This window comes from Bradyrhizobium sp. 2TAF24 (genome assembly GCF_052115025.1).
Taxonomy (GTDB): Bacteria; Pseudomonadota; Alphaproteobacteria; order Rhizobiales; family Xanthobacteraceae; genus Bradyrhizobium_A.
Map to the genome: position 1 here is coordinate 13,651 of NZ_JBFRFW010000033.1, position 25,816 is coordinate 39,466.

Consider the following 25,816-nt stretch of genomic DNA (forward strand, 5'->3'; position numbering starts at 1 on the left):
GATGCCCAGTCGCGCCGACGGATCATGACAATCCGGCGGGACGACATCCCCGCCGGATCCATGGGCTTGCAACCGATTGGCGGTCAGAACGACAGGCTGTCCTTGGTCAGCACCCAGCGACCGTTCCTGATCTGCTGCACCTGGGTCACGGTGGTCGCCAGGTGATTGGTCTTGGAGAATTTTGTCGGCGGCGAACCGAAAATGTCCTGGAAGGTATCGCCGGCCTCGAGCGCCTCCAGCATCTTCGCACCGGAGAGATCCTTGCCGGCCTTATCGGCATAGTAGGCGAAGGTCATCATGGCATTGTAGCCGATGATCGCCTGGGTATTGGGCTCACTCCCGAACTGCTTCTTGTAGTTCGCCAGCCAATCCTTCGCCTTCCCTTTCGCCGTGTCCTCGTAGGGAATCTCGAAATTGCCGGCGGCATAGAGCCCCTCGACGATGTCCTTGCCGAGCGCCGGAACCTCGAGCACGTTGGTCGGCGTGGCGCCGAGGAAGGTGACGTCCCAGCCGAGCTTCTTCGCCTCGCCCATCGCGCCGATGGTCTCGCGGATCACCGTGCCGAGCACCACGAGGTCGCAGCCGTCGGCCTTCATCTTGGCGACCTGGGCACTGAAGTCGGAGGCGCCGCGCTTGTAGCTGGTGACCGAGGCCGCTGCGACTTTCATCGCTTCGAGCTGATGGCTGAAGCCATCAAGCACGCTTTTGCCGTACTCGTCGTCCTGATGCATGATGCAGGGCTTCTTGAAACCCTTGGCATCGATCATGTACTTCAACGCTGCGCGGGTGCTTTCGACATAGGGCAGCAGATTGTTGAACTTCAGCCGCTCCTGCGGCTTGGCCGGATCGAAGCGATAGGTGAATTCGGCGGCGGTGAGCGGAAATAGCTGCAGCACGCCGGCGTCGAACAGGATGTCCTGCGCCGCGAGCACGGTGGGCGAGCCCATCGGGCCGATCATGGCGAAGATCTTGTCGCGCTCGATCAGCTTCTGCGACGCCAGCACCGCACGTTTGGGATCATAGCCGCTGTCCTCGACGATCAGGCGGATCTTGCGGCCCTGGATGCCGCCGGCGGCATTGATCTCCTCGGCCGCCATCTTCAGGCCGTTGGCCACCGGCACGCCCCAGCCCTTGATCGGCCCCGACAGGTCCTGGTGGCTGCCGAGCACGATCTCGGTCGGCGAGATCCCCTCATTGGTAACCTTGGTCTGCGCCATCGCCGGCAGATGGATGAGCCCGAGCGCGCTCACCGCAAGGCCGAGCGCCCTGAATGATGTCGACATGTCCGTCTCCTCTCCGTTGGCCATTGTGATGATCGAAGGCCGGCAACGCCGCCCCTCGCCGTCTGCAGTTGATATGCCGCGCGCTCACGCCATTGCACTGTCGCGGTACATGGCGTCGATCTCGGCGGCGTAGCGCTTGTTGACGAAGCTGCGCTTGAGCTTCATGGTCGGCGTCAGTTCCTCGTCCTCCGGCGTCAGCTGCTGCTCGATGAGGAAGCAGCGCTTGATGGTCTCGACATGGGCAAAGTTGGCATTCACCGCCTCGATCTCGCGCCAGATCAGGTCGCGCACCTCGCGCGCCCGGCACAGGCTGGCATAGTTGGTGAACGGAACGTGCTGATCCTGGGCGAATTTCTCGACGTTCTCCTGGTCGATCATGACAAGACAGGTGAGATAGGGCCGCTTGTCGCCGACCACGACAGCGTCGGAAATATAGGGCGAGAACTTGAGCTGGTTTTCGATTTCCGACGGCGTGATGTTCTTGCCGCCCGCGGTGATGATGATGTCCTTCATCCGGTCGGTGATCCTGATGAAGCCCTCGTTGTCGATGGCGCCGACGTCGCCGGTGTGCAGCCAGCCCTTGGCGTCGATGGTCTCCGCGGTCTTCTCCGGCTGGTTCAGGTAGCCCCTGAAAACGAAGTCGCCGCGGATCAGGATCTCGCCGCGCGGACAGATCATCACCTCGCCCCACGGTACCGCCTTGCCGACCGACCCCAGCTTGATGCGGTCGGCGGGCATCGCCGTCGCCACGCCGCAATTCTCGGTCTGGCCGTACACCTCGCGCATGTCGATGCCGAGCGCGAGATACCAGCGGATCAGATCGGGCGAGATCGGCGCCGCTCCGGTGAAGGCCAGCCGGCAGCGGTCGAGGCCGATCATCCGGCGAATGTTGCGAAACACCAGCCAGTAGGCCGCGTGGTTGGCGAGCCGCAGCGCGAGCGGGGCCGGCTTTCCCTCCAGGCGATGGCCGGTCATGCGGTGGCCGATCGCGATCGCCCGGCGATACATCCATTGCTGCAGCGGCGTCGCATCCTTCAGCGCGATGGTCACGGCCGAATAGAGCTTCTCCCAGATCCGCGGAACGGCGAGAAACGCCGTCGGCTGCACCTCGCGCAGATTGTCGGGTACCGTCTCCGGGCTTTCGGCGAAATTCATCACCGATCCCAGCGCCAGCGACAGGTAGTAGCCGCCGATGCGTTCGGCCACGTGACACAGCGGCAGAAACACCAGCCGCTCCTCGCTGTCGGACAGCGGAAACAGCGCGTCGGCGTAGCGCATCTGGTGGACCACGCTGCGGTTGCAGTGCATCGCGCCCTTCGGCGGCCCGGTGGTGCCGGAGGTGTAGACCAGGATGGCGAGGTCGTCCGGCCCGCGGCTACCGATCATCTCGTCCCACAGCGCCTCGCGGCCGTTGATGTGGTTGCGCCCGATCGCCATGAATTCATCGAGCGACAGCACCATGGGGTCGCAGAAGCCGCGCAGCCCCTCCATGTCGAACACCACGATCTTCTCCAGCGTCGGGCACGCCGCGCGGCAGGCCAGCACCTTGTCGAGCTGCTCCTCGTCCTCGACAAAGATCACCCTGGTGCGGGAGTCGTTGACGAGGTACTGCACCTGGCTGACTGAATCCGTCGGATAAATGCCCGACGACACACCGCCGGCGCACAGCACGGCCATGTCGGCATAGACCCACTCGGGCACCGGACTTGCCATGACCGAGGCGACGTCGCCGGGACGGAAGCCGACCGCATGCAGGGCATAGGCGATCTCGCGCGAGGTCTGCAGCCACTGCCGCCAGCTCACCGCCTGCCAGATGCCGAACGTCTTCTCGCGCAGCGCCGGCCGATCGCCACGGGTCTCGACCGCAAGCACGAAGCTCTTCGCGATCGTCTCGGCCACCGTCAGCACCGCCGCTCCCGCCATCGCCTGGTCCCTCGTCACCGGCCCTCAGCCGGCTGTCATCGCCACGTTTTCTTTTTCTTCCAGCGCCGCTCGCCCCGCGCCCCCGCCTCCTTGGCGCCAAGGTAGAATTCCTGGATGTCCCTGGAGTTGAGCAGCCGCGCGCAGCTGTCGTTCATGACGACGCGGCCGACCTCCATCACATAGCCATAGTGCGCGGTCTCGAGCGCCACCTTGGCGTTCTGCTCGACCAGCAGGATCGAGGTGCCCTGCTCTTCGTTGACGCGGCGGATGATGGCGAAGATCTCCTTCACCAGCAGCGGCGACAGGCCGAGCGACGGCTCGTCCAGCAGCAGCAATGTCGGCCGGTTCATCAGCGCCCGCCCGATCGCCAGCATCTGCTGCTCGCCGCCGGACAGCTGGCCGGCCGGCTGCTGCAGCCGCTCGCGCAGGCGCGGAAAGTAGCCGTAGACCCGCTCGAGGTCCGCCGCGACGCCATCGCGGTCGCGGCGCAGGAACGCGCCCATCATCAAATTCTCCCGCACGCTGAGGAACGGAAACACCTCCCGCCCCTCCGGCACATGGCTGAGCCCCATGGCGACGATGCGGTTCGCCTCCATGCGCTGGATCGGCTGCCCCCGGAATTCGATCGTCCCCTTCTGCGGATCGAGAATGCCGGAGATGGTCTTGAGCACGGTGGTCTTGCCGGCACCGTTGGCGCCGAGCAGCGCCACGATCTGGCCGCGCGCCACCTCGAGGCTGATGCCGCGGATCGCCATGATCGGGCCGTAGTAGCTTTCGACGTTGGTGAGCTTGAGGATGGTATCGTTCATGGCTCCGTCCTCAGGCTCCGAGATAGGCGGCGACGACGTCGGGGTGGGCCTGAACCTCGGCCGGCGAGCCGATCGCGAGCACCCGGCCGTAGTTCAGCGCGATCACCCGGTCTGAGACGCGGTTGACGAGGCTCATGTCGTGCTCGACCATCAGCACGGTGATGCCGAGCTCGGTCTTCATGTCGCGGATCCAGAACGACATGTCGTCGGTCTCCTCGACATTGAGCCCCGACGACGGCTCGTCCAGCAGGATCAGCTTCGGCTCGGTGCACAGCGCACGCGCCAGCTCGATCACCTTGCGCACGCCGTACGGCAGCCCGGAGATCAGCTTGTCGCGATAGGCTTCGAGATCAAGAAACTCGATGACCCGTTCGACATGGCGGCGATGATCCTTCTCCGCACGGTGCACGTTCGGCAGGAACAGCAGCTCCTGCCACAGCCGCGTGCGGCAATGGCGGTGGCGGCCGACCAGCAGGTTGCTGAGCACGGTGGCGTTCTCGAACAGCTCGATGTTCTGAAACGTCCGTGCGATCCCGAACCGGGCGATGTCGCTTGCCGGCGCCGCCGTGATGTCCTGATCCTCGAACACCAGCCGTCCCGCGGTCGGCGGGTAGATCCGTGAAATCAGGTTGAAGATCGAGCTCTTGCCGGCGCCATTGGGGCCGATGATGGAGAGAATCTCGCCCTTCTCCACCGCAAAGCTCACCGCATCGACCGCCTTGAGGCCTCCGAAATGCAGCGACAGGTTCTCGGCGCGGAAGTAGCTCATCGGTTCCGCTCCGATTTGACGTAGACCTTCTGCCGCTTGAAGGTCGCGCGCTTATAGAGCGGGAACAGCTGGAAGTAGAGCTTGATCTTGACCCAGCGGCCATAGAGGCCGAGCGGCTCGAACAGGATGAACAGCATCACGATCAGCCCGTAGATCGCGCCTTTGAGGCCGTTGGCGGCGGCGAACGCAGCCACGGCGTCACGGATCGCCGCCGCGCGCGCCGCCCCGGCCCCGAACGTTGCGGCGATGCCGGCGATAACGGTCGGCACATCGTCCTTGAGATAGGTCAGGAACGGATCGACCATGACGATGAAGATCGCACCGAGCACCGCACCGTGCAGGCTGAAGGCGCCGCCGATGATGATCACCATGATGAACTCGATCGAGAGCTGCAGGGTGAACATTTCGGGACTGATGAACGACAGCTTGTGGGCGTAGAGACACCCGGCGAAGCCGGTGATCGCGGCGCTGATCGCGAACGACTTGACCTTGTAGCGCGCGACATTGATGCCCATGCTGCGCGCCGCGGTCTCGCTGTCGCGGATGGCGATGAAGGCGCGCCCGGTCGGCGAGCGCAGCAGGTTGAGCGCGCCGACGACGGTCAGCACCAGCACGCCGAGACAGAGGTAATAGAACGCCGCGCTGTCGCGCGGCACGCTCTGGCCGAGCCACTGGATCGCCTTGACCCGCATGCCATCGTTGCCGTTGGTGACGCTTTCCCAGCGCGCCAGCACCTCCTCGACGATGAAGGCGAAGGAGATGGTGGCGATCACGAGATAGATGCCCTGCAGCCGCAGCGCCGGGAAACCGACCAGCGCGCCGATCATCCCCGTCAACAGGCCGGCGGCGAGGAAATAGGCCGGGAACGGCACGCCGCGCTGCTGCAGATAGGCCGTGGTGTAGGCGCCGATGGCGAGGAACGCGGCATGGCCGAGCGAGGCCTGCCCGGTGAAACCGGTCAGGATCATCAGCCCGACGCCGACAATGGCGTAGATGCAGACGAAGACGAGCTGGCTGAGGAAATAGCTGCCGAGCACGGAGGGCGCGAGCAGCAACAGGCCGAGCAGCAGCGCGTAGCATACCACCGCGCCGCGGTGCGGGAACAGGCGGATGTCGTCGTCATAGTCGGTCTTGAACATGAACCGCATGACCGCCCTCACACCTTCTTGCGCGCGTGGGCGCCGAACAGCCCTTCGGGGCGGACCAGCAGCACCGCCAGCAGCACCACGTAAGGGGCGACGTCCTTCCAGCCCGGCGGCAGGTAGAAGCCGGCCAGGCTCTCGATCACGCCGATCAGCACGCCGCCGACCACGGCTCCCGGGATCGAGCCGAAGCCGCCGAGCACCGCTGCCGGGAATGCCTTCAGGCCCAGCGCCAGACCGACGTTGGAGTGGATGAAGGTGATCGGCGCCAGCAGAACTCCCGCGCAAGTTGCAACCGCCGCACTGATCGCCCATACCATCGACACCACCCGCTTGACCGGGATGCCCATGTAGTAGGCGGCCAGCATGTTCTCGGAACTGGCGCGCATGGCCGTCCCGAGCGTGGTGCGGTTGAAGAACAGGTAGAGCAGCGCGCACAGGACCAGCGTGGCGGCGATCACCGAGAGCTTGTCATAGGCCAGCACCAGGCTGCCGAGCCGGACGACGCCCTGGCTGAACGGCGTCTCGATCTTGAGGTCGTCGGTGCCCCAGATCATGCCCGCGACCGAGCGCAGGAAGTAGCCAAGGCCGATGGTGGCCATGACGATGGAGAACTGCGGGTAGCCGAGGATCGGCCGCACCACCAGCCGCTCCGCCAGCATGCCGAGCAGCGCCATGGCCGCGACCGCCGCGACAAAGCCGATCCAGTAATTGAGGCCGAGAATGCCGATGAAGGTGAAGGCGAAGAAGCCGCCCAGCATCATCAGGTCGCCCTGGGCGAAATTGACGACCTCGGTTGCCTTGTAGACCAGCACGAAGCCAAGCGCGATCAGGCCGTACACACAGCCCAGCGCCACACCGCTCACCAACTGCTGAACGAAGTCCAGCATCGCCGTTTCCCTCCCCCGACACGCAGCGATTCTCCCGATCGCTTTCTCGCGCGTCTCGCGCGGTGTCATCGTCCGACCGCGCTGGCCTTCCATAGAAGCGTAACGTTGGCTGACGTCATTGAGCCTCAAATCGCCGCGGCATGTCAACAAAGGGCCCACGCCGGACGGTGAGCAACCCGCGCCGACGGCTGGCAAATCCGGCATGGCGACGTCAATGCGGCATGACGCGCCAACGACGGGGCGCCGCCGCACGGGCCCATGGCCGTTCCCCAAGGTCCTGGCCCGTCGTCAAGCCCGGCCGCGACCACAATGCCGACGAAGTGCTGCGCGAAAGGCTGCGGCTGTTCAGGCGATTGATGAGCTTGCCGACGGTCCCGATGTTGCAGGCTCCAGGGCCCGGAACGAGATCATGGCAGGCCTTCGCTCGCTCCAGGCGGCGCGGAAGGACCGCGCCACTCCCCTCTGCCGCCGACGAAAGCGCCGAACACAGCTATCGGATGGCTGGGGCCGTCGAGGGCTATTCTGGGATGGGCCCGCAAGCTCCAAGCGCAGCATTGGAGGTGGCGCGCTCGGAGAGATTCGAACTCCCGACCCTCGGAATCGAAATCCGATGCTCTATCCAGCTGAGCTACGAGCGCGTGCGGCGCCACCATAGCGGGGCGCCCCCCGAATGCCAGCCCCAATATGGGCCGGCGAAGCCATTTCCCCCAGGGAGCGTTCGACTTTTCCGCAGGGGCTGCGGCGTCGCCGCGCGGCCGCTCCGTCTGCGTCCGGCAGAAGTTCTTCCTGACGCTCCCATGCGGACCTCATCGCGTCCCCCGAATGTCGGTGCCGCCCCGGCAGGCGCCTCCCGGCGACACCGAAACCTCAAACTTGCGCCGGGCGGCGGATTGGCCCAGTGTGCCCGCCACAACTGTGTTGACCTGCCGCTCACGGCTGCTCGTGCTTCGTACCGGCCTTGGATGTGCGGCTACCAGGGGAACGCCGGTGATCGTGGGCTATTGTCGCATTGGTCCACTCGAGCCCGTCGCGCGACTTGACGCTCAGAAGCGCGATCTGGCCGCGATCGGGGCGCAGCAGTATTTTTGCGAGAAGGCCAGCGTCTTCGGGACGATGCCGGAGCTGGAGCGGGCGATCGACCTCGCGCGAAAGGGAGACGTGATCGCGATCACGAAACCCTATCGGGTGGCACATTCGACGCGAGGGGTGCTGGCACTCATCGAGCGGCTTGGCAGCAAGGGCGTCGGCCTTCGCATCCTCCATACGCCGATCGACACGAGCACCACGACCGGACGTATGATCCTGGGGTCGGCGCCACTTTGGTCGCTCGGCGCGTCCCCGCTGCGATCTGTGCTGTGGGACCTCGCTCTCGGTTGGAGGCGCGGACGGTAACGATCGCGTCCGGCGTGCGGCCAGGAGCTGGCGTTATTGATCGATGATCGCAGCCACGCTCCCCGGCCCCCGCCCCCGCCCCCGCCCCCGCCCCCGCCCCGCGCCGACGGATGGTCTCCTCAACCGCAGCCGTACCCGACAAGCCATTTTTCTGCGAGCGACCCTGATGTGCCCAGCATTCGCAATGAGGCCCGCCGACACCGCGTGTGAACGTCAGAAGCGGACCGCCGGCTGCCGCTGGCGTCCCGTGGACGCAAGTTCGACGTAGCGCTGCGCGACCCGAATGCCATCGAACTGCCGGACCATTGTGCTGGCCCCTGCGGACAGCCGCCGCCACAGCGCATCGTCATTCAGGACGGATCCGAGCGCGATCGCCATCGTGCCTGGGCTTGTATCGGCCACAAGCCCGTTCACGTCATGCACGAGCAAATCCCGACTGATGCGCGCGGAGCCGACAATGGGCGTTGCGCTGGCGATCGCTTCCATGACGGTGGCTGACGCGACAGGGATCGCATAGCGCGTTGGGAAGGCGGCGACCCTCACGCGGCCATGCAGCATCCGCACGGTCTGCCCATCCGCGGGTCCCAGCAGAGTGACGCGCGCACGAAGCCGATCGGGGAGAGCATCGACGGCCGCCTGCGTCGGTTGAGTGATATCGCCCGCAATATAGAGGCCGACGGACGGATCATCGAGCACGCTGAATGCCGCAATCGTGGCGGCGGGATCCTTGTAGGCCGATGTTCCGGAATGGAGGATCGCCCGCTCGCGCACCGCAAGGTCAATCCCATGGTAAGCCTGAAGATCGATGCATTTGGGAATGACCGCGAGCTGGTGCCGCGGCATGCCGAGATCACGAACCAGTTCGTCGCGAAGCTCCGTCGTCGTGGCGACCACATGGTCGCTCCGCCTGGTGCTGAAGCGCCGAATACCCCGCCACACCGGAGCAAGACGTCCGCTGCGCGGCTCGAGATTATGGACGACCTGAACGATCGTGCCGCGGAGCGGAACGGGCACCGCCTCGTTGTGAATGACGAGGTCCGGCGCGAAGCGATCGATAATCCACTTCGCGCGAAGCCAGGCCGTGACGGAAGCAAGCCCGCTCAACGGCGCGCGGCTCAAGGCCACGATCGGAAGATCAAGACGAGGAGCGAGAAGACGCTGGTACTCGGCACGGCTCTGAAGGTTCGCGACAACGATCATCACCTCGTGCCCGAGATCGGACAGGGCCTCAGCAAGCGTCACCATCGAAATATTGATGCCGTCGGGCGCGTCGAGAGCCTCGCGCCGAGTGAGAACAATACGCATGCGATCGCCTCCTAGCGTTTGAGGCGGAGCTGACGGCGCCAGGACGGCACGGCGCCGGCGGGCGAGGCCAGCACGGAGCGCGCTGCAAGGTCGCTTGTGCGCGCTTCGCCGTCACCCTGGGTTGCGGGACTGCCGGCTCTGGTCGAGCCAAACGTGAAGAAAAACCCCGCCGAGACCACCAGCACCACGCATTCCCTGGCGATGAGCGCGATCGCGACCGCGACCGCAGGGTTCGCGAGCTGGCGGCAAAGCAGGTATGCGACGCCGAGGAAGATCAACATCCCCACCACGTTGAGAGATGCCCAGGCGCGCTCGTGACCGTAGGTGAACATATAGAGGTTCGACGTGCAGGTATTGGCGTTGATCAGAACGGGGATGATGGACATCACCCGAACGATCGGGATCGCTCCCGAAAAGCTCTCGCCGAACAGGAGAACGATGACATAGGGCGCCAGAAAGAACAGAAAGAGGCTGAAAGCCGCACCGACGACGAGGGTCAGCAAGGAGCGCCGGATCAGAACGAGCCCCGCCTGCGGGTCATGGCGCGCGCAATAGGCCACTCTCGGCAGAAGCGTTTCCCACATCGCTCGAAAAAATGGCCGCGTGGCATTTACGAACTTCTCGGCGATCGAATAGTTTCCGGCGGCGACGTAACCGGCGAAATGCTCGACAAGCGGAACGGGCAGAGCCACGAGTATCCTTTCGACAAGGGCAAAGAGAAAGCCGCGCCAGCCGCTTCGAAGCTGCATTCCAACCGTGGACGGCGTCACGGCCCTGAAGCCGCCGAAGCCGACGGACAGGATCACCGGCAGGCTGACGAGGGCGGCGACAAAGCCGATCGAACTCTGAATCGCCACGGCAAGGCCGGTCTCGGCGGACGACGTCACCATCGTCAGGAAGCACACCAGGGCCAGACAGCGACCAATGAGCACCGCGACAGCGGCTTCCCACGCCCGTTCCAAGGCGATGAACAGCCAGGTCGGAAACAAGATGCCGCCGATCGGCGTCAACATGGTGCAGAAAAAAACCGGCTTGCTGACAGCCAGAAAGCCACCCGCGGCGGTAAAGCCAACGAGCATCACCACGCAGCACAGCATGGCCTTCGTGACGGTGACCTCCGCGAAAAGCGCGGCGATGACAGCCGGCTCATGCCGCGCCGACGCCACCGCGCGTTGCGCAGTCCAGTGAAAACCATAGTCCACGATCGTGGCGGCGAGCCATCCGACACTGAGGGCGTAGGCGTATTGTCCAAAATGCAGGGGTCCCAAAACCCTGCCCGCATAGGGCAGAATGAGGAGCGGCTGCAGGACATCGGCTGCATGCATGATGGCCAAACTGGCCGCTTGCTTACGCAGGCTCATCAGCAATTCTCGCTGGGGAAGGTCACACGTCCCCGCACCAATCCTGGCCGTTCGGCCAGGTGAAGCTGCAGACATGAAGCAACGCCGATCCCCTTTGCGGGGACGCCCCCGTTCATCTCAGTTGCGCGGCAACTCCGGAGCATGCCCGTGAACGATCACGGCAAAAAGCACTCCGAAGTGGTAACTCCAATGAGCCAAGTGCAGTGCGAAGCCATCGGCTAACATTCTCCCTGCAGTGGCACCCGCGGGGGTACAACACATGTTGGCGGCGTCGGAGGTCTTCGACTATGTCATCGTCGGCGCCGGAGCCGCGGGGTGCGTGGTGGCCAGCCGGCTTGCGGCCACGAAATCCTGCACCGTTTGCCTGCTCGAAGCGGGACCGCCCGACACCAGTGTCTTCCTGCGGATCCCGGCCGGGGTCTACAAGGCCTCGTCGATTCCAAAATATGCCTGGCAGTTCGAGACCGAGCCGAACGCGGCGACCGCGAACCGGGCCATCCCCATTCCGCAGGGCAAGACGCTCGGTGGCTCGACCGCGATCAACGGAATGAACTACAACCGCGGTCATTCCGAGGATTTCGATGGCTGGGCCCGACGCGGCAACCGCGGCTGGGGCTACGCTGACGTGCTTCCCTACTTCAGAAGGACCGAACGTCGAATCGGGGCTTGCGATACCGCATACCGGGGCCAAGAGGGTCCACTTCCCATCACCGACTGCGATGTGCGACATCCGCTTTGCGATTCATTCATTGCGGCGGCCTGCAACCTGGGACTGCCGCGCAATCCCGACTACAACGGCGCAACGCAGGCGGGGGTCGGGTATTATCAGCGCTATATCGAAAACGGCTGGCGCGTGAGCGCGGCCCGGGCCTTCCTGCGGCCGGTGGCCAGACATCGCAACCTGGATATTCGGACCCGAGCCCAGGTCACTGCGGTGCTGCTCGAGGGACAGCGGGCGGTCGGCGTCCGGTACGCGCAGGGACCAGCCCACCCCGCCCGCGAGGTGAAAGCCCGTCGCGAGGTCATCCTGGCCGCCGGCGCCGCCAATACGCCCAAGCTGCTGCAGATTTCAGGGGTCGGTCCGCCCGCTCTGCTCGCAGATCTTGGGATTCCGGTCCTGCACGACTTGCCCGGGGTCGGCGCGAACCTGCAGGACCACTACATGATCCATTTCATCGTCCGGGTGAGAGGCAAGACGATCAGCGGGCGAGGCCTCGCTCTGCTTCGCGAAGGCACAAAATGGATGCTCGGCCTGCCAAGCGTTCTCGCCTTAAGTCCGTCGCTCGTGTACGGCTTCGCCAACTCGCAGGATATCTCCGCCACTCCCGACGTCCAGATCGATGTGGCCATCGGGAATTATTCCAACCTGAGGGAACGCTTTCCTGTCCTCAAGCCGGGATTCTATCAGCTGCGGCCGAACAGCAGAGGCTTCGTCCGCGCGCGCTCGCCTGACCCCTTCCAAGCCCCGGTCATTCAACCCAACTTTCTGGTGGACGAGAGGGATCAGCGCGTTGCCGTCGACGGCATCCGGATGATGCGGCGGCTGCTCGGTGCACAGGAGCTTCAGCCATACTCCTGCGGCGAAGAGCTGCCCGGCCCCGCGGTCACGACCGATTCCCAGTGCCTGGAATATGCGCGGGAAGCCGGACTGACGTCATATCACGTGTGCGGAACGTGCCAGATGGGCCCACGGGACAACCCGGCCTCGGTGGTCGACGACCAGTTGCGTGTCCATGGTATCGAGAATCTGCGGATCGCGGATGCCTCGATCATGCCGACCGTGCCCTCCGCCAACACCTCCGCGGCCGTGTTCATGATCGGAGAAAAAGCCGCGGACATGATCCTGGGACGGCATCCTCCGCCCGCCATGCAGGCTGCCCCCTCCGTCCTCGCCCTTGAGCCCGGCTGAGCCCCGCCTGACAAGCGCTGACCGCAATTCAACAGCTAAAGGCCAAAGGTCACACGGAGGGCCTGTCCTTGAAGAGGCGCATCCTCGTTGCTTCCGACTTCAACGCGAAAGATCGCGCGCACTTCGCGCTGTCCTACGAATTCTGCCGCATCATCACCGAGTGTGATGATGCGGACCTCGTCGCGCCCGGCATCGACAACTATCTGGCAAGGTATCTCGGCGGCATCCTGCCGCCTCATGACAGTCAGAACGTCCAGCGCGACTTCAACAGGCTTGTCAACGGCGTCCGCAAGGGGTTCGGACTGAAGAACGCCCCAACGATCGGGCCGGTCGTGCTCGACCAGAATTACGACGTCTTCTTCTTTGTCGGCTGGAGTCCGCAAAGCTTCGTCGAACTCTCGCGTATCCGGAACTGGCGCGGCCGCTGCAAGATTGCCGTGGCCTATCTGTTCGAGCTGTGGTCCAGCACGCTCGAACAGGACCGCCATTACCTGAAACTGCTGGATCAGTTCGACCACGTGTTCCTGCTTCACAGCGCAAGCGTGCCGCGGCTTTCCTCCTACACGGCCGCCTCCTGCTCCTTTCTGGCGACGGGCGTCGATTGTCTGGTTGCCACGCCGTATCCGTCGCCGCCCGAGCGGGTCATCGATGTCTATTCGATGGGTAGCCGCGCGGCGGGGCCCCATCAGCAACTGGTGGCGCTGGCTGAACGCCGCAAGTTCTTCTATCTCTACGATTCACTTTCCAGCAGCGATTCACAGGTCAAGGACTGGCGGGAGCATCGACTGCTTCTTGCCAATATCATCAAGCGCACCCGCTATTTCATGGGCTTCAGTCCCGCGGCCGTGATGGGAGAAAAATCACACAAGATCGTCGGCGAGCAGGTCCTGCCGTCACGACTGTTCGAGGGCGCCGCCGGGGGCGCCATCATCCTCGGAACTGCGCCGCAATGCGCCGAGTATCTCACGTACTTCGATTGGCCCGATGCGGTGATTGAGGTCTCGCCGCAGTCGAGTGATATCGCGGCCGTGATCGACGAACTGGATGCGCAGCCCGAGCGGACAGAGCGCGTACGCCGCACCAACGCCGTGCGTTGCCTCTTGCGGCACGATTGGGTGTACCGCTGGGAGCACATCCTGTCCACCATCGGGATGAAGCCGCTCGCGCAGCTCCAGGATCGCAAGTCGCGGCTGAGCGAGGTTGCGGCCGCCGTGATGGCGCCTTCGCCGGCATAGCGCGGCAGCCCGACATGACGATTGACCGCGACGACCTTGCGTTAGCCAATCCGGCCTACCCCCAAAGAGTTAATGTCGCGCGACAGCAACTGGCGTCTAATGCGTTGAAGACCTGAGCCGCTATTCACCCTGGAGAACCAGGCGCATGCGCACGCTGCAATCTGAAGCACCACCTGTGTCACCGATGATGTCGAGATCATCGCAGGCGTCGGATGTCATAGCGACGCATTTCGAGAATGTGCGCCGCGTGCTGGCGGAAGTTCAGGTGCACGCGGTGCAGAGACTGGTCGAGATTTTTCGCGAGGCTCGCGACCGGGGAGCGTTCATCTACGTCGCCGGCAACGGCGGCAGCTCCTCAACCGCCTCTCACTGGGTGAATGACCTTGGCAAGGCGACCAAGCGCTCTGGCTGCCGGCCGTTGAAGGTCATGTGCCTGTCCGACAACGTGCCCTGGTTCTCCGCCCTGTCGAACGATGAAGGTTACGAGAGGGCATTCTCCGGCCAGCTCGAGAATTTCGCAGCCCCGGGGGATGTGTTGACGTGCATCTCCGCGAGCGGCAACTCCCCGAACCTCGTGCGTGCGGTCGAACTGGCGCGAAAACGAGAGCTCACCACCGTGGCGCTGCTCGGCTTCGATGGCGGCGCGCTGAAGGGCCTTGTTGACGAGCCGGTGTGCGTCGAGACCGAGAAAGGTTGCTACGAGCTCGTCGAGGACGTCCACTCGGCGATCTGCCATGCGGCCACCAGATGCCTCATTGCCGACAGGTCAGGCCTGAACTGATGGCCGCGTTCGATGCCCATTCCCTGCCCGCCCATATCGAAGGCCGGATCTATCGCCGGCCGACCCAGGCGGTCATCCTCGCGGGCGGACGGGGCACCCGAATGCGGCCGATCACGGATGACCGGCCGAAGCCGATGGTGCCGATTCTGGGCCGGCCATTTCTGGAGTACCAGATCGAGCAGTTGCGCGACCAGGGCTTTGAACGTGTCCTGATCCTCCTGGGGTATTTGCCCGATGTGGTTCAGAACCATTTCGGCGACGGTCGTGACTGGGGCGTGCACATCGCGTATTCCGTGACCGATCCCGACCAACTGACCAGCAGCCGAGTGGCAACCGCTCGGCACATGATCGATCCCTGCTTCCTGCTGCTCTACTGCGACAACTACTGGCCGATGCAGATGAGCCGGCTGTGGGCGCGGTTCCGCCAGGCCGGGAAGCCCGCCTTGATCACCGTCTACAGCAACAGCGACCGCTACTCCCGAGGCAGTGCGCTCCTCGACCGCGACGGTCATGTCCGCGTCTTCGATCGCTCGCGCACCACCCCCGGACTGCAGCAGGTGGAAATCAGCTACGCAATCCTTACAGACCTCGCCCTCGCCCTGCTTCCCGAGCAGGATACGCTGCTCGAGGAAGCGATCTATACGCCGCTCGCGCAGCAAGGACGGCTCACGGCCTATTGCAGCGATCACCGCTATTACAGCGTCGGCTCGCTGAACCGGCTGCCCGCGACGGAAGCCTTCATGCGGCGGGAGCCAACCGTGATCCTCGATCGTGACGGCGTGCTCAACCGCAAGCCGCCGACGGCGCAATATGTGCGAAACTGGGATGAGTGGGCATGGTGTCCGGGCGCTCTCGAGGCCCTCCGGCTCTTGCACGACCGCGGCTACCGCACCATTCTCGCCTCGAACCAGCCCGGCATCGGTCGAGGCGTCATGACCGCGGCCGGCCTCGAAGCCGTCCATGACCGCATGAAGCGGGAGGTCGCACAGGCGGGCGGCCGGATCGATGCGATCTACTATTGTCCCCATGACTGGGATGACGGCTGCGACTGCCGCAAGCCGAAGCCCGGCCTCCTTTATCAGGCCCAGCGGGACTTCCATCTCGACCTGACGCGCACGCTGTTTGTCGGCGACGACGAGCGCGACGCCGCGGCAGCGGCGGCGGCTGGCTGCGCCTTTCGCCGCGTGACCGATTCATGTTCGCTGCTCGACCTCACCCGACAGTTGCTGGGAACCCGGGCCTATGCCTGACAACAAGCGCATCCTCATCACCGGCAATAACGGCTATATCGGATCAGTCATGGCCCCCTGGCTCCAGGGCCAGGGCTTCGACGTGGTCGGTCTCGACACCGGATATTTCGCGCCGTGCACACTCGTCCCCGACCATACGGACGTCCCGACCATCCACCAGGACCTGCGCGATGTGACCGCCAGCGAACTTGCCGGCTTTGACGCGGTGATCCATCTGGCGGCGCTCAGCAACGATCCCATCGGCAACCTGAATGAAGCCTGGACGCGGGAGATCAACTCGCAGGGGACGATCCACCTTGCGAGGCTTGCGAAACAGGCCGGCGTGCCGCGCTTCATCTTTTCATCCTCTTGCATCATGTACGGGACGTCGGAAGCCGCGGTGGTCGACGAAACTGCGCCGCTGGCGCCGCGCACCGAATACGCCCGATCCAAGGTCGAGGCGGAGATGGCGCTGCGCGCGCTCGCCGACGAGCGCTTCTCGCCGACGTTCTGCCGCAACGGCACCGTCTATGGCCTCTCGCCGCGGATGCGGTTCGACACCGTCCTCAACGATTTCATGGGCAATGCCTTCACGACCGGTCGCATTGTGATCCAGAGCGATGGCACGCCGTGGCGGCCGGTTGTCCACGTCCAGGACGTTGCGCGGGCGTTTCAGGCGGTGGTCGAGGCACCGCTGGAGACCGTCCACAACGAGGCCTTCAACATCGGCGCGGACCAGCTCAACCACCAGATCCGCGATCTCGGACAAATTGCGGCGGCAGCAGTTCCCGGCTGCGAGCTCGCAAGCGTGCCGCATCCCGGCGCGGATCAGCGCACCTACAAGGCGGATTTTGCCAAGTTCAAGCGAACGTTTCCGGCCTTCAGCTTCCGATGGACTGCAACGGACGGAGCGAAGGAGCTTTATGCCGCGTTCCGCAAGATCGGTCTGACGCACGGCATGTTCACGGACAAGCGTTTTACGCGTCTGAGCTGGCTGCGGCACCTGCTCGACAGCGGATCGATCGACGAAACACTCAAGTGGACCGATCTCAAGGCCAACAACAGCCGTGAAGGGGCGCATGTCTCAACGGGCCAGGAGGCCGAGCGCAGTGGAAACCCTATCGACGCGTGAACGCGAGCCCGCATCCATCGTCCTCGATGAGCGGCAAGGATCCGCTTATGCCAGCTGGCGTGCAGCCAACATCGTCATGACGCGGACCCCGCTGCGCGTCAGCTTCGCCGGGGGCGGCACGGATTTGCCGGAATTCTACGAGATTGAAGAAGGCGCAGTCCTGAGCGCAGCCGTCGACAAATACGTCTACGTCACCGTCAAGCGCCACAGCGACATCTTCAACGAGCCGATCCGGATCAACTACTCGCGCACCGAGCAGGTCAACACGATCGACGAGATCGACAACAACATTGCCCGCGAGTGCCTCAGGTTTCTCAATATCGAACCGCCGATTTTCATCAGCACCGTTGCCGACATGCCGGCCTCGACCGGCATGGGAGGATCGAGCTCGTTTGCAGTGGGGCTGCTCCACGCCCTTCATGCCTTCCGCGGCGAGCGCATCACCGCGGGCCAACTCGCCGAAGAGGCCTGCTATATCGAGATGGAGGTCCTCAAGGAGCCGATCGGCAAACAGGACCAGTACGCCGCCGCCTTCGGCGGCCTGAATCTGCTTCGGTTCGGGCGGGGCGGCCGCGTCATGGTCGAGCCGCAGCCGGTCAGGAGCGGTTCTGCGACCTACCTGTTCAGCAACATCATGATGTTCTGGACCGGTCATCAGCGCCCGGCGGCCTCGGTGCTGACCGAGCAGCGAAGCAACACGTCGCAGAACCTGGACGTCCTGCGGCGCATGCGCAACGACGCCTATGAATTTCGGGCACTCTGCTCCGGCCAGCACATCGAGCTCGATCAGGTGGGCGAGGCTCTTCACCGTGGCTGGGTGCTGAAGCGCAGCCTTGCTTCCAAGATCACCACCTCGGAGATCGACCACCATTACACGCGCGCGCTCGAGGCCGGCGCCGAGGGCGGCAAACTCTGCGGCGCCGGTGGCGGCGGATTTCTGATGTTCGTCGTGAAGCCGGAGAAACGCGAGCGGGTGCGTCAGGCGCTCTCGGACCTTCCACTGGTGGCGCTCGGGTACGAGGTGCACGGCTCGCGGGTGCTTTATCCGGCCGCGTGACGCCGGTCTCGGAGGATCCGATGATTTTTGAGGCCACCGACATCGAGGGCGCCTGCACCGTGGAACTGGACAAGCGGGCGGACGACCGCGGGTTCTTCGCCCGCGGCTGGTGCAGCCGGGAGTTCGGCGATCGCGGCCTCGCCAGCGGCATCGCCCAGATGAACATCTCCTTCAACCGCCGCAAGCACACGCTGCGCGGTTTTCACTACCAGACCGCCCCCTATCAGGAGGACAAGCTCCTGCGATGCGTTCGCGGCGCGGTGCATGACGTGTTGCTCGACCTGAGGCCGGACTCGCCGTCCTTCATGCGTCATATCGCGGTCGAGCTGAGTGCAGAAAACTACCGCACACTCCTCGTCCCGAAAGGTTGCGCGAACGCCTTCCTGACCCTCGCGGACGAGACGGAGGTCACCTACCTCGTATCGGAGTTCTACACGCCAGCCGCCGAGCGGGGGGTGCGCTGGAACGATCCGGCGTTTCGTATCAAGTGGCCCGCCGAGCCCGCCGTCATCTCCGACAAGGACTGCAGCTGGCCTGATTTCAAGGACGAGCGCAGCCTCGTCGCGAGTGCCGACCAGGAGTAGGCAGCGATGTTCATCGTCGACCGCGAGCTCGAACGGTTACAGCGGGCGGGCACCCCGATCAGGGTGGGAATGGTGGGCGCCGGCTTCATGGCCAAAGGCATCGCACGCCAGATGCTGCACTATACCAAGGGCATGGAATTGGCCGTGATCTCCAACCGCCATGTCGAGGAGGCCCGCCAGGCCTACGCCGAATCCGGCGAGAGCGACGTCACAGTCGTGCGCAGCGCGGACGAGCTCGACGACTGCATCACCCGTGGCCGGCGCGCGATCACCGACGATCCGATGCTGCTGTGCGACGCGAACGGGATCGATGTGATTCTGGAGGTCACCGGAACGATCGAGTTCGCCGCCCATGTCGTCATGCGGGCGATCGCCCGTGCCAAGCATGTCGTCATGATGAATGCCGAACTCGACGGCACGCTCGGCCCGATCCTGAAGGTTCATGCCGACCGCGCCGGGGTCGTCATCACGAACACGGAAGGTGACCAGCCAGGCGTGATCATGAATTTGTACCGATGGGTGAAGGGATTGGGTGTCAGGCCCGTGCTGTGCGGAAACATCAAAGGCCTGCACGACCCCTACCGCAACCCCACGACCCAGGAGGGGTTCGCCAGAAAATGGGGGATGAAGGCCCCGATGGTCACGTCTTTCGCGGACGGAACCAAAATATCTTTCGAGAACGCGATCGTCGCCAATGCAACGGGCATGCGGGTGGCAAAGCGCGGGATGCACGGTCCTGTCGTCGCCCCCGGCACCCCCATCCAGGAAGCGGTCAACTGGTACCCGATTGACACCTTACTCGGGGGACCCGGTATCGTGGATTACTGCGTGGGAGCCATGCCGAACCCCGGCATCTTCGTCCTCGGGACGACGAACGATGCGATCGAGAAGCACTATCTGTCGCTCTACAAGATGGGAGCGGGCCCGCTCTACTGCTTCTACTGGCCCTATCATCTTTGTCACTTCGAAGTTCCGTTCACGATTGCCCGTGCCGCGATCTTCAGAGATGCAGCCATCACGCCGCTCGGTGCCCCGCACGTCGACGTCGTCGCCGCCGCCAAGAGAGATCTCGGGGCTGGCGAGGTCCTGGACGGGCTTGGCCACTACATGACGTACGGCCTGTGCGAAAATGCCGAGGTCGCTCGCGGGCAGCGCCTTCTCCCGATCGGCCTCGCCGAAGGCTGCCGTCTGCGGCGGAGCGTCACGCGAGACCATGTGCTCGGATACGACGACGTCGAAATCCCGGCCGGGCGATTGTGCGATGCCCTGCGCCGCGAGCAAGATGCGTTCTTCTTTTGCAGCCCGCCGTCGGTCCGCACCGAGACGATGGCCAATGCCTGAGCTGAATTGAAGGCGGCACGCAGAGCTGTCACAGGCGAAGGTTCGGGCACGCTCCCCTGGATCGATGCGGCCGAGGCCACGCGCTGCCTGGAGCGCACTTTGGAAAGGTCGCGCGGCTCCACGGCAGATGACAAAACCACGCGGCGACAGCGCAATCATCTGCAGCCTGCACCCGGTCGGCGTTGACTGAAACGCTCGACCGGGTCCCCGGCCCTCCCTCGCCAAAGCGAGGTGATCACGCCTCGCCGGCCTCAGTGATGCGCAGAGACGCTCTTGACGCACGCCGACAGCATGTCACCGGGCGCGACATGGCCGACGTCGCCGAGGCTGATCATGCCGACCATGCGCCTGCTCTTGTTGATCACCGGCAGCCGCCGGACCTTCAGCGTCTCCATGTGATGGACGGCCTTGGCGAGGTCGTCGTCCTCGCGGCAGCAATGAATGCCTGACGTCATCACGTCCCGCGCCATGGCGCGGGTGGCATCAAAGCCCTTGCTGGCAAGGCCGTTGCAGACGATGTCACGGTCGGTGACCATGCCGATCAGGCGGTCGTTCTCGCCGATCGGAATGCAGCCGATGTCATGGCCCCGCATCAGCCTGGCGATCTCCGTGACAGGCGTATCGGGCCCGACCCAGTCGACGCCCTTGTGCATCACATCCTTGACTTTCATGGCGGACCTCCTGAGCTGCGGCCACGCCTGGCGCAACGCGGCGGCGCGGCCGGTGTCGCAGTATACGCCGATCTTGTCTCCGGATGGAGCGCCGGTGACCGGCTGCGAAACCCGGAACGCCGCTCTCCGGGTGCGGGAACCGGGCGGCTCCCGCACTCCGTGCACACGCCCCGCCACTTGTTACAGGTGCCCCTCCTCCGCGAGGCGCTGGCGCTGGGCGTCGGACAGTTGTCCGGCGCCGACCACCTGCACCGCGCTGTCGGTGTTGTAGGTCTGCTGATCGTCCTTGCGCCGCGGCGTGCTGCCGCCTTCCGCCGGTGTGCTGCCGTCACCGCCGCCATAGCCGAGCACCTCGACCATGATGATCGACGGCTGGCTGCTCTGCGACTGGGCCGGCATCGGCGCCTGCTGGTTCGCCGCCGTGGTGTTCGCCGCCGTGGTCAGCGCGCCGATCGGCGGGCCCTGCACGGTTGGCACGCCGGTCGCGGTCCCCTTCACCTCGATGTTGGCGGCGTTGACGATGTGCAGCGCCGCAAGATTGAGGTTGCCGGAGACGCGGATGCCCGCCTCGCCGGGATCGATGGTGCCGAGCGGCGCGATCAGGTCGACCTGGCCGCGCGGCACCTCGGGCAGCGGCTGCAGCGTCGCGATGCCGGCGCCGGTGCTCGGCGCCTGCGGCGACAGCGTGACCCGGCCGTAGTTGTCGTATGTACGCTTCGGCGGCGTGTAGACCTGGGTGGTCTTCGCGCCGCGGCCGGCGTTGATGTCGCCCTCCGCCGACCAGGCGATGATATCGCCGCCGAAGGTCGTCATGATGCGCGACAAGCCGAGCAGCAGGCTGCCCTTCGAGTAGGTCTCGATGTCGCCCTTGCCTTGCGTGATCAGGCCCGACGTCGGCGGCGGCACGACGCCGTCGACACCGAGGACGATCCGGCCGCCCGGCGCGAGCAGCTGGATGCTGCCGCCGGCGACCGTGCGGACGCCGGCACCGCCGAACATGGTGATGTCGCCGAGGTAGCCGATCGGCGCACCGCTTGCATCATGATCAGGGAATAGCACCGCGATTGCCTGGCGGCCGCGCAGATAGGAGCCGGGACGCGGACCGCTGGCATCGTTGAACTCGCGGCCGCCCTCGCGCAGCTCCCAATAATACACCTGCCGCAGGAACACGGCCTGCTGGTCCGGCGGCAGCGCGGCGAACCGCGCACGCACGTCCGCGTCGGAGCCGCGGAAGCCGTACTGCTGGGAAAGCCAGTCGGCGAGCTCCTTCTCGTAGGTCTTGACCACCTTGCCGGGCTGGTCGGCGAGCGGAACATTCTTGTTGGCAAGATTGGCCGGATCGAGATAGCGCACCAGGCCGGCATAATTCGCGCCTGCGGCGCCCGCCGTCATCACCACCGACGCGCCGGAGCGAAGGTCGCCGGGCACAACCGGTCCGAGGCTGGTCACCGCGCCCTTGTCGGCCTGGTAGACATTGCGCCCCGCCGATACCATCAGCGTGCCGGGACCTGCGACCTGCAGGTTGGCATAGAGAATGTCGCGCCCGGCCGACACCACCGAGACGTCGTTGTCGCCGGTGTGCACGATCAGGTTGCTGGTCCTGTTCGCCATGGATTCCGAATCCGATGTACCGATCGGCGTGCCGAGGCTGACGATGTCGCGCCCCGCGATCAGGCGCACCGGCTTGGCCGCCACATACCAGGTAGTGGCCGTTGCAGGATCAGTACCGGTGACCACCTCGCCGCTCTTGAAGCCGACGATATCGCCGGTCGCGGCATAGATCAGCGCGGACGAAGGGTCGCTCGCATGCAGGTTGGTCGCCGTGTTGGGACCGAACGCGAACAGCTCGACGCCGCGCGGCTGGAGAATATTGAAGTTGTTCGAAATCGTTCCGGTGCCGTTGGTGTTGGTGATCCTGTCCGGCTCGCCGCGTTGCCACCCGACGAACGCCGGCTGGACCGGTGTCGCCAGCGCGCTTGGGTCGGCGCCGGAGATGTTGATCGCGTAGCCGCTGGCATAGATCGAGCGAGCGGCCAGCAGTTCGAGCTGTCCCGTCGGCGACGGCGCCAACAACAGCGGTGGTATCCCGGTCGTAGTGTCGCCGGGAGCGTAGGCCCCGTAATAGATGCTGCCGCTCGCCGCCTGCACCGTCAGCGTCGGCGGATACACAAAGGCGTGGTCGGTGTCGGTATCGATCGTCGAAGCGCCGGACAACCGGTTTTGGGTGGTCGGCATGAGGTTGCCGCCGGCCGATACCAGGTTGATCGCGGTCTCGTTGCGCCACAGGCTGAACCAGGTGACGCCGCCGCCGACATGGGCGGTGCCTGCAGCCGTGTAGCCCGTCGTGTTCTGCAGCAGCACGCGGCCCGGATCGGCCGCGCCGGACAGCACGAGGTCGCCACGCGCCGACAGGTTGACCACCGCGTCGCCGGGGATCACCAGCGGCCCGCCGAAGCCGATGCCGCTGTTGGCGGTGTACAGATCCGGCCAGCGCGGATCGAACGTGGTCTTGGTGCCATAGGTCAGGTTGATGCCACCGATGGTCCCGGCCTGCAGATCGATCTGGCCGCGCAGGTTGACCAGCACGCCGCTGGTATCGCTCCGCGATGTCGAGGTGTTCAGCGTCGGCTGCAGCGGGTTGAGCTGGCCGCCGACCCTGAACAGCAGGTCGCCGCCACCGGTCAGGATCGGGGGTCCGTCGGCGGTGATGCGCCCGGTCGAGCCGATCGCGATGTTCAGCGTCGAAGAGCTCGAGGCCATGTTGTTGCCGCTCTGGGTGCCCAGCACCCCGGCATCGCCGCCGGCCAGCACGGTGACGTTACCGCCACCGAGCGTGCCGAAGCCGGCAAAGCCGAGCAGGATCGGCGATGTGGAGGGATCGGCCGGCTGCGGCAGCGCAAGGCTGCCGAAATTGATCCACCATGCCGTGCGCTGGCCGGCAATGTCGCCGCCCTGGCGCCACAGCCAGTTGCCGGGATTGCCATCCTGGTTGCGCACCACGGTATTGCCGCTGTTGAGCGCAAGACCGCTCAGGTTGCGCTGCGCCGCCACCAGCAGGTTGCCGCCGCCGTCCGGATACCAGGCATGATAGACGCTGTTCGGGCCACCGTTGACCAGCCCCTCGTAGAACGCCCCGTTGCTCCCGAGGACCGAGCCGTCGAGCAACTGGCCGCGCGGCAGATCGTACTGGTCGTTGCCGGTCGGCAGCAGCGACGGTGTACCTGCGGTGTAGATGCCATAGGGCGTGCGAACCGTCAGATCGCCCCCGCTCAGCAGTTCGAGATCACCGGTCCCCGTGCGCAGCACGTTCAACATCGAGAACTGCAGCTGGGCGGTTGGGCGGGCGCCCGCCGAGATCACCGCCATGACGGCCGAATCCGCGAGCACCAGGCTGCCGGGATTGGCACTGCGCGGCCGCAGGGCGCGGCTGTCGGCGGCAGCGAGGTCCGCCCCCGCCACGAAGCGCTCCGACCACGATTGCGACCCTGCCGGCAGCATCGGCGCCGCGGCCCAGATCGCGCTCGTGGGCGGATCGTTGCGCAACCGCACCAACGCCGCATTGCCGGGCAGCTTGACCGACGTGCCCCCCGGAACAAGGGCTCCCATCGCGAGGGTCAGGCTGCCATTCAAGATCAGCGCGGTGGGCAACGGCACGTTCTTCGGCCATACCATCGCATTGACGTTAACGGTCGTCGTGAACAGGTTGCCGGCGCCGAGGATCACGCCGGCCGGCAAGGTGGTGGCCTGCCGCAGCAGCGTGCCGCGGGCGTAGATCACAGCGCCCGTGGCATTGCGCACATCCGCACGCAGCACCGTGCCGGCCGGCAGTTGCAGCGCGGTCCGCAATGGCGTGTCGACAGGCAGGGTGATGTTCGCGGGCAGCGTGAACTGCTTCACCGGCAGGTCGTAGTTCAGCACGCCGCCTCTCTGGAAAGCGGTGCCGTCCGCCAGCACCACGCCGCTGCGCGGGATCACCACGTCGTTGTTGTAGGGTTGGAGGCCACTCACCAGCAGCCGCACGACCTGCGGCGTATTGGGGGCGCTGGCCCCCGCGGGCTGCGGCGTACCGAAACCGTCGCTGACGTTGCCGTAGACATTGAGATTGCCGCCGGCGCGGATCACCAGCCGGCCCGGCTCGCCGGAGCCGTATATTGCCGTCCTCTGCGTGTTCGGATTGACGCTGTCGTAGCGATAGCCCGCGAGGTCGATGTCGCCGGAGATGGTGAGATCGCCGGTCGGCGTCGCGCTGGTGATTTCGACGCCCGGCCGCAGGTGGAAGGCATTGGTATAGGCGCTCAGGCCCTTGAGCCGGGTCTGCAGGTCGCCGTTCTGCAACGCTGCCGAGACGAAGGACGTGCTGGCGCCGTGCACGGTGCCCATCAGCGCCTGATTGATGATGCCGCCGGCCGGCTGATACGAGCGGAAGCCGTTGACCGCGATGCTGCGCGCGCCGGCGATCGTCACCGGTCCTGCCGCATCGATCGCCACGTCGTTGGCGCCATCGCCCGTCCCGCCCGCGCCGCCGAGCCGCGGTGCGTTGAGCTCGACCGTGCCGCGCGCGACGGTATCGGTGGCGGCGGAGCTGACGTCGATGCGCGCCCCGGGGACAAGACCGAGCCGGCCCCCGGTCGTGGTCAGCTCGACAATCGCCCGGTTGGGCGCGTCGATCGGCTTCTGGTAGCTGTCGACCCGCAGCACCGTACCATGGGCATCGAGCACGGCAGTGCTGCCGAGCACGAGATCGTCGCGCGACGACAGCCGGATCGTGCCGACGCGCTCGCCGCTGGCATTGACCGTGCCGTTGACAGTCAGCCGGCCGCCATCGACCGACACGGTGATGCTGTTCGCCACCAACTCGTCGCCGATGGTGAGGTCGCCCTGCTTGATCTGGAAGCTGCGGGCGCCGACCACGCCACCTGCGGTGAGCCGCCGGTTGAGCCCGGCGAAATCGTCGACCGTCTGGCCGTGGACGTCGATGCTGCCGGCGAGATACGGCACCAGCG

General features: G+C 65.3%; 19 protein-coding genes and 1 tRNA gene. 9 read left to right on the top strand and 11 right to left on the bottom strand.

All coding sequences use genetic code 11. From position 1 onward, the window contains the following. Positions 1 to 83 precede the first annotated feature (83 nt). The 7 genes from AB4Z37_RS31105 to AB4Z37_RS31135 form a co-directional block, all read right to left on the bottom strand. On the bottom strand, positions 84 to 1,283 hold the full coding sequence (locus AB4Z37_RS31105) for an ABC transporter substrate-binding protein (RefSeq protein ID WP_441520543.1): 1,200 nt from the start codon (positions 1,281 to 1,283) through the stop codon (positions 84 to 86). An 84-nt stretch (positions 1,284 to 1,367) separates the two neighbouring features. Further along, positions 1,368 to 3,206, bottom strand: a complete 1,839-nt coding sequence (locus AB4Z37_RS31110) for an AMP-dependent synthetase/ligase (protein ID WP_441520561.1) — start codon at positions 3,204 to 3,206, stop codon at positions 1,368 to 1,370. A gap of 35 nt (positions 3,207 to 3,241) precedes the next feature. Then, positions 3,242 to 4,015: an ABC transporter ATP-binding protein gene (locus AB4Z37_RS31115; RefSeq protein ID WP_441520544.1), complete on the bottom strand. Its 774-nt coding sequence runs from the start codon at positions 4,013 to 4,015 to the stop codon at positions 3,242 to 3,244. A gap of 10 nt (positions 4,016 to 4,025) precedes the next feature. Continuing rightward, positions 4,026 to 4,784, bottom strand: coding sequence for an ABC transporter ATP-binding protein (locus AB4Z37_RS31120; protein ID WP_441520545.1), 759 nt, complete (start codon positions 4,782 to 4,784; stop codon positions 4,026 to 4,028). Next, positions 4,781 to 5,932 (bottom strand): branched-chain amino acid ABC transporter permease, encoded by a 1,152-nt coding sequence (locus tag AB4Z37_RS31125; protein WP_441520546.1) that lies wholly within the window; start codon positions 5,930 to 5,932, stop codon positions 4,781 to 4,783. Before AB4Z37_RS31125 ends, AB4Z37_RS31120 begins: the two co-directional genes overlap by 4 nt. A gap of 8 nt (positions 5,933 to 5,940) precedes the next feature. After that, positions 5,941 to 6,816 carry a branched-chain amino acid ABC transporter permease gene (locus AB4Z37_RS31130; protein ID WP_441520547.1) on the bottom strand — a complete coding sequence of 292 codons (876 nt, stop codon included), beginning with the start codon at positions 6,814 to 6,816 and terminating at the stop codon, positions 5,941 to 5,943. Positions 6,817 to 7,377: 561 nt separating this feature from the next. Continuing rightward, a tRNA-Arg gene (locus tag AB4Z37_RS31135) sits at positions 7,378 to 7,454 on the bottom strand. Positions 7,455 to 7,803: 349 nt separating this feature from the next. Between AB4Z37_RS31135 and AB4Z37_RS31140 the strand changes: the two genes are divergently transcribed. Beyond that, positions 7,804 to 8,208, top strand: a complete 405-nt coding sequence (locus tag AB4Z37_RS31140; RefSeq protein WP_441520548.1) for a recombinase family protein — start codon at positions 7,804 to 7,806, stop codon at positions 8,206 to 8,208. 213 nt (positions 8,209 to 8,421) lie between these two features. On the opposite strand, the gene AB4Z37_RS31145 is transcribed toward AB4Z37_RS31140, so the two are convergent. Continuing rightward, on the bottom strand, positions 8,422 to 9,513 hold the full coding sequence (locus AB4Z37_RS31145; protein ID WP_441520549.1) for a glycosyltransferase family 4 protein: 1,092 nt from the start codon (positions 9,511 to 9,513) through the stop codon (positions 8,422 to 8,424). An 11-nt stretch (positions 9,514 to 9,524) separates the two neighbouring features. After that, positions 9,525 to 10,874 (bottom strand): lipopolysaccharide biosynthesis protein, encoded by a 1,350-nt coding sequence (locus AB4Z37_RS31150; protein WP_441520550.1) that lies wholly within the window; start codon positions 10,872 to 10,874, stop codon positions 9,525 to 9,527. Positions 10,875 to 11,133: 259 nt separating this feature from the next. Between AB4Z37_RS31150 and AB4Z37_RS31155 the strand changes: the two genes are divergently transcribed. The 8 genes from AB4Z37_RS31155 (at position 11,134) to AB4Z37_RS31190 (ending at position 20,142) form a co-directional block, all read left to right on the top strand. Next, positions 11,134 to 12,783 (top strand): GMC family oxidoreductase, encoded by a 1,650-nt coding sequence (locus AB4Z37_RS31155; RefSeq protein ID WP_441520551.1) that lies wholly within the window; start codon positions 11,134 to 11,136, stop codon positions 12,781 to 12,783. Positions 12,784 to 12,851: 68 nt separating this feature from the next. After that, the gene (locus AB4Z37_RS31160) at positions 12,852 to 14,018 is read left to right on the top strand and encodes a glycosyltransferase family protein (protein WP_441520552.1); all 1,167 of its coding nucleotides are present in this window, start codon (positions 12,852 to 12,854) and stop codon (positions 14,016 to 14,018) included. Between the two features lie 145 nt (positions 14,019 to 14,163). Next, entirely contained in the window at positions 14,164 to 14,799 is a 636-nt protein-coding gene (locus tag AB4Z37_RS31165; RefSeq protein ID WP_441520553.1) for a D-sedoheptulose-7-phosphate isomerase, read from the top strand. Continuing rightward, positions 14,799 to 16,049: an HAD-IIIA family hydrolase gene (locus AB4Z37_RS31170; protein ID WP_441520554.1), complete on the top strand. Its 1,251-nt coding sequence runs from the start codon at positions 14,799 to 14,801 to the stop codon at positions 16,047 to 16,049. The genes AB4Z37_RS31165 and AB4Z37_RS31170 overlap by 1 nt, the downstream gene beginning before the upstream one ends. Continuing rightward, a complete protein-coding gene (locus tag AB4Z37_RS31175; protein ID WP_441520555.1) occupies positions 16,042 to 17,160 on the top strand; it encodes an NAD-dependent epimerase/dehydratase family protein in 1,119 nt (372 codons plus the stop codon). Before AB4Z37_RS31170 ends, AB4Z37_RS31175 begins: the two co-directional genes overlap by 8 nt. Beyond that, entirely contained in the window at positions 17,138 to 18,217 is a 1,080-nt protein-coding gene (locus AB4Z37_RS31180) for a GHMP family kinase ATP-binding protein (protein ID WP_441520556.1), read from the top strand. The genes AB4Z37_RS31175 and AB4Z37_RS31180 overlap by 23 nt, the downstream gene beginning before the upstream one ends. A 20-nt stretch (positions 18,218 to 18,237) precedes the next feature. Further along, on the top strand, positions 18,238 to 18,801 hold the full coding sequence (locus tag AB4Z37_RS31185; protein WP_441520557.1) for a dTDP-4-dehydrorhamnose 3,5-epimerase family protein: 564 nt from the start codon (positions 18,238 to 18,240) through the stop codon (positions 18,799 to 18,801). Positions 18,802 to 18,807: 6 nt separating this feature from the next. Then, a complete protein-coding gene (locus AB4Z37_RS31190; RefSeq protein WP_441520558.1) occupies positions 18,808 to 20,142 on the top strand; it encodes an NAD(P)H-dependent oxidoreductase in 1,335 nt (444 codons plus the stop codon). Between the two features lie 251 nt (positions 20,143 to 20,393). Here the strand turns inward: AB4Z37_RS31190 and AB4Z37_RS31195 are convergent, their stop codons facing one another. Both AB4Z37_RS31195 and AB4Z37_RS31200 read right to left on the bottom strand, forming a co-directional pair. Next, complete coding sequence (locus tag AB4Z37_RS31195) at positions 20,394 to 20,813, bottom strand: CBS domain-containing protein (RefSeq protein WP_441520559.1); 420 nt, start codon at positions 20,811 to 20,813, stop codon at positions 20,394 to 20,396. 180 nt (positions 20,814 to 20,993) lie between these two features. Then, a partial coding sequence (locus tag AB4Z37_RS31200; RefSeq protein ID WP_441520560.1) for a filamentous haemagglutinin family protein occupies positions 20,994 to 25,816 on the bottom strand: 4,823 nt, incomplete at its 5' end.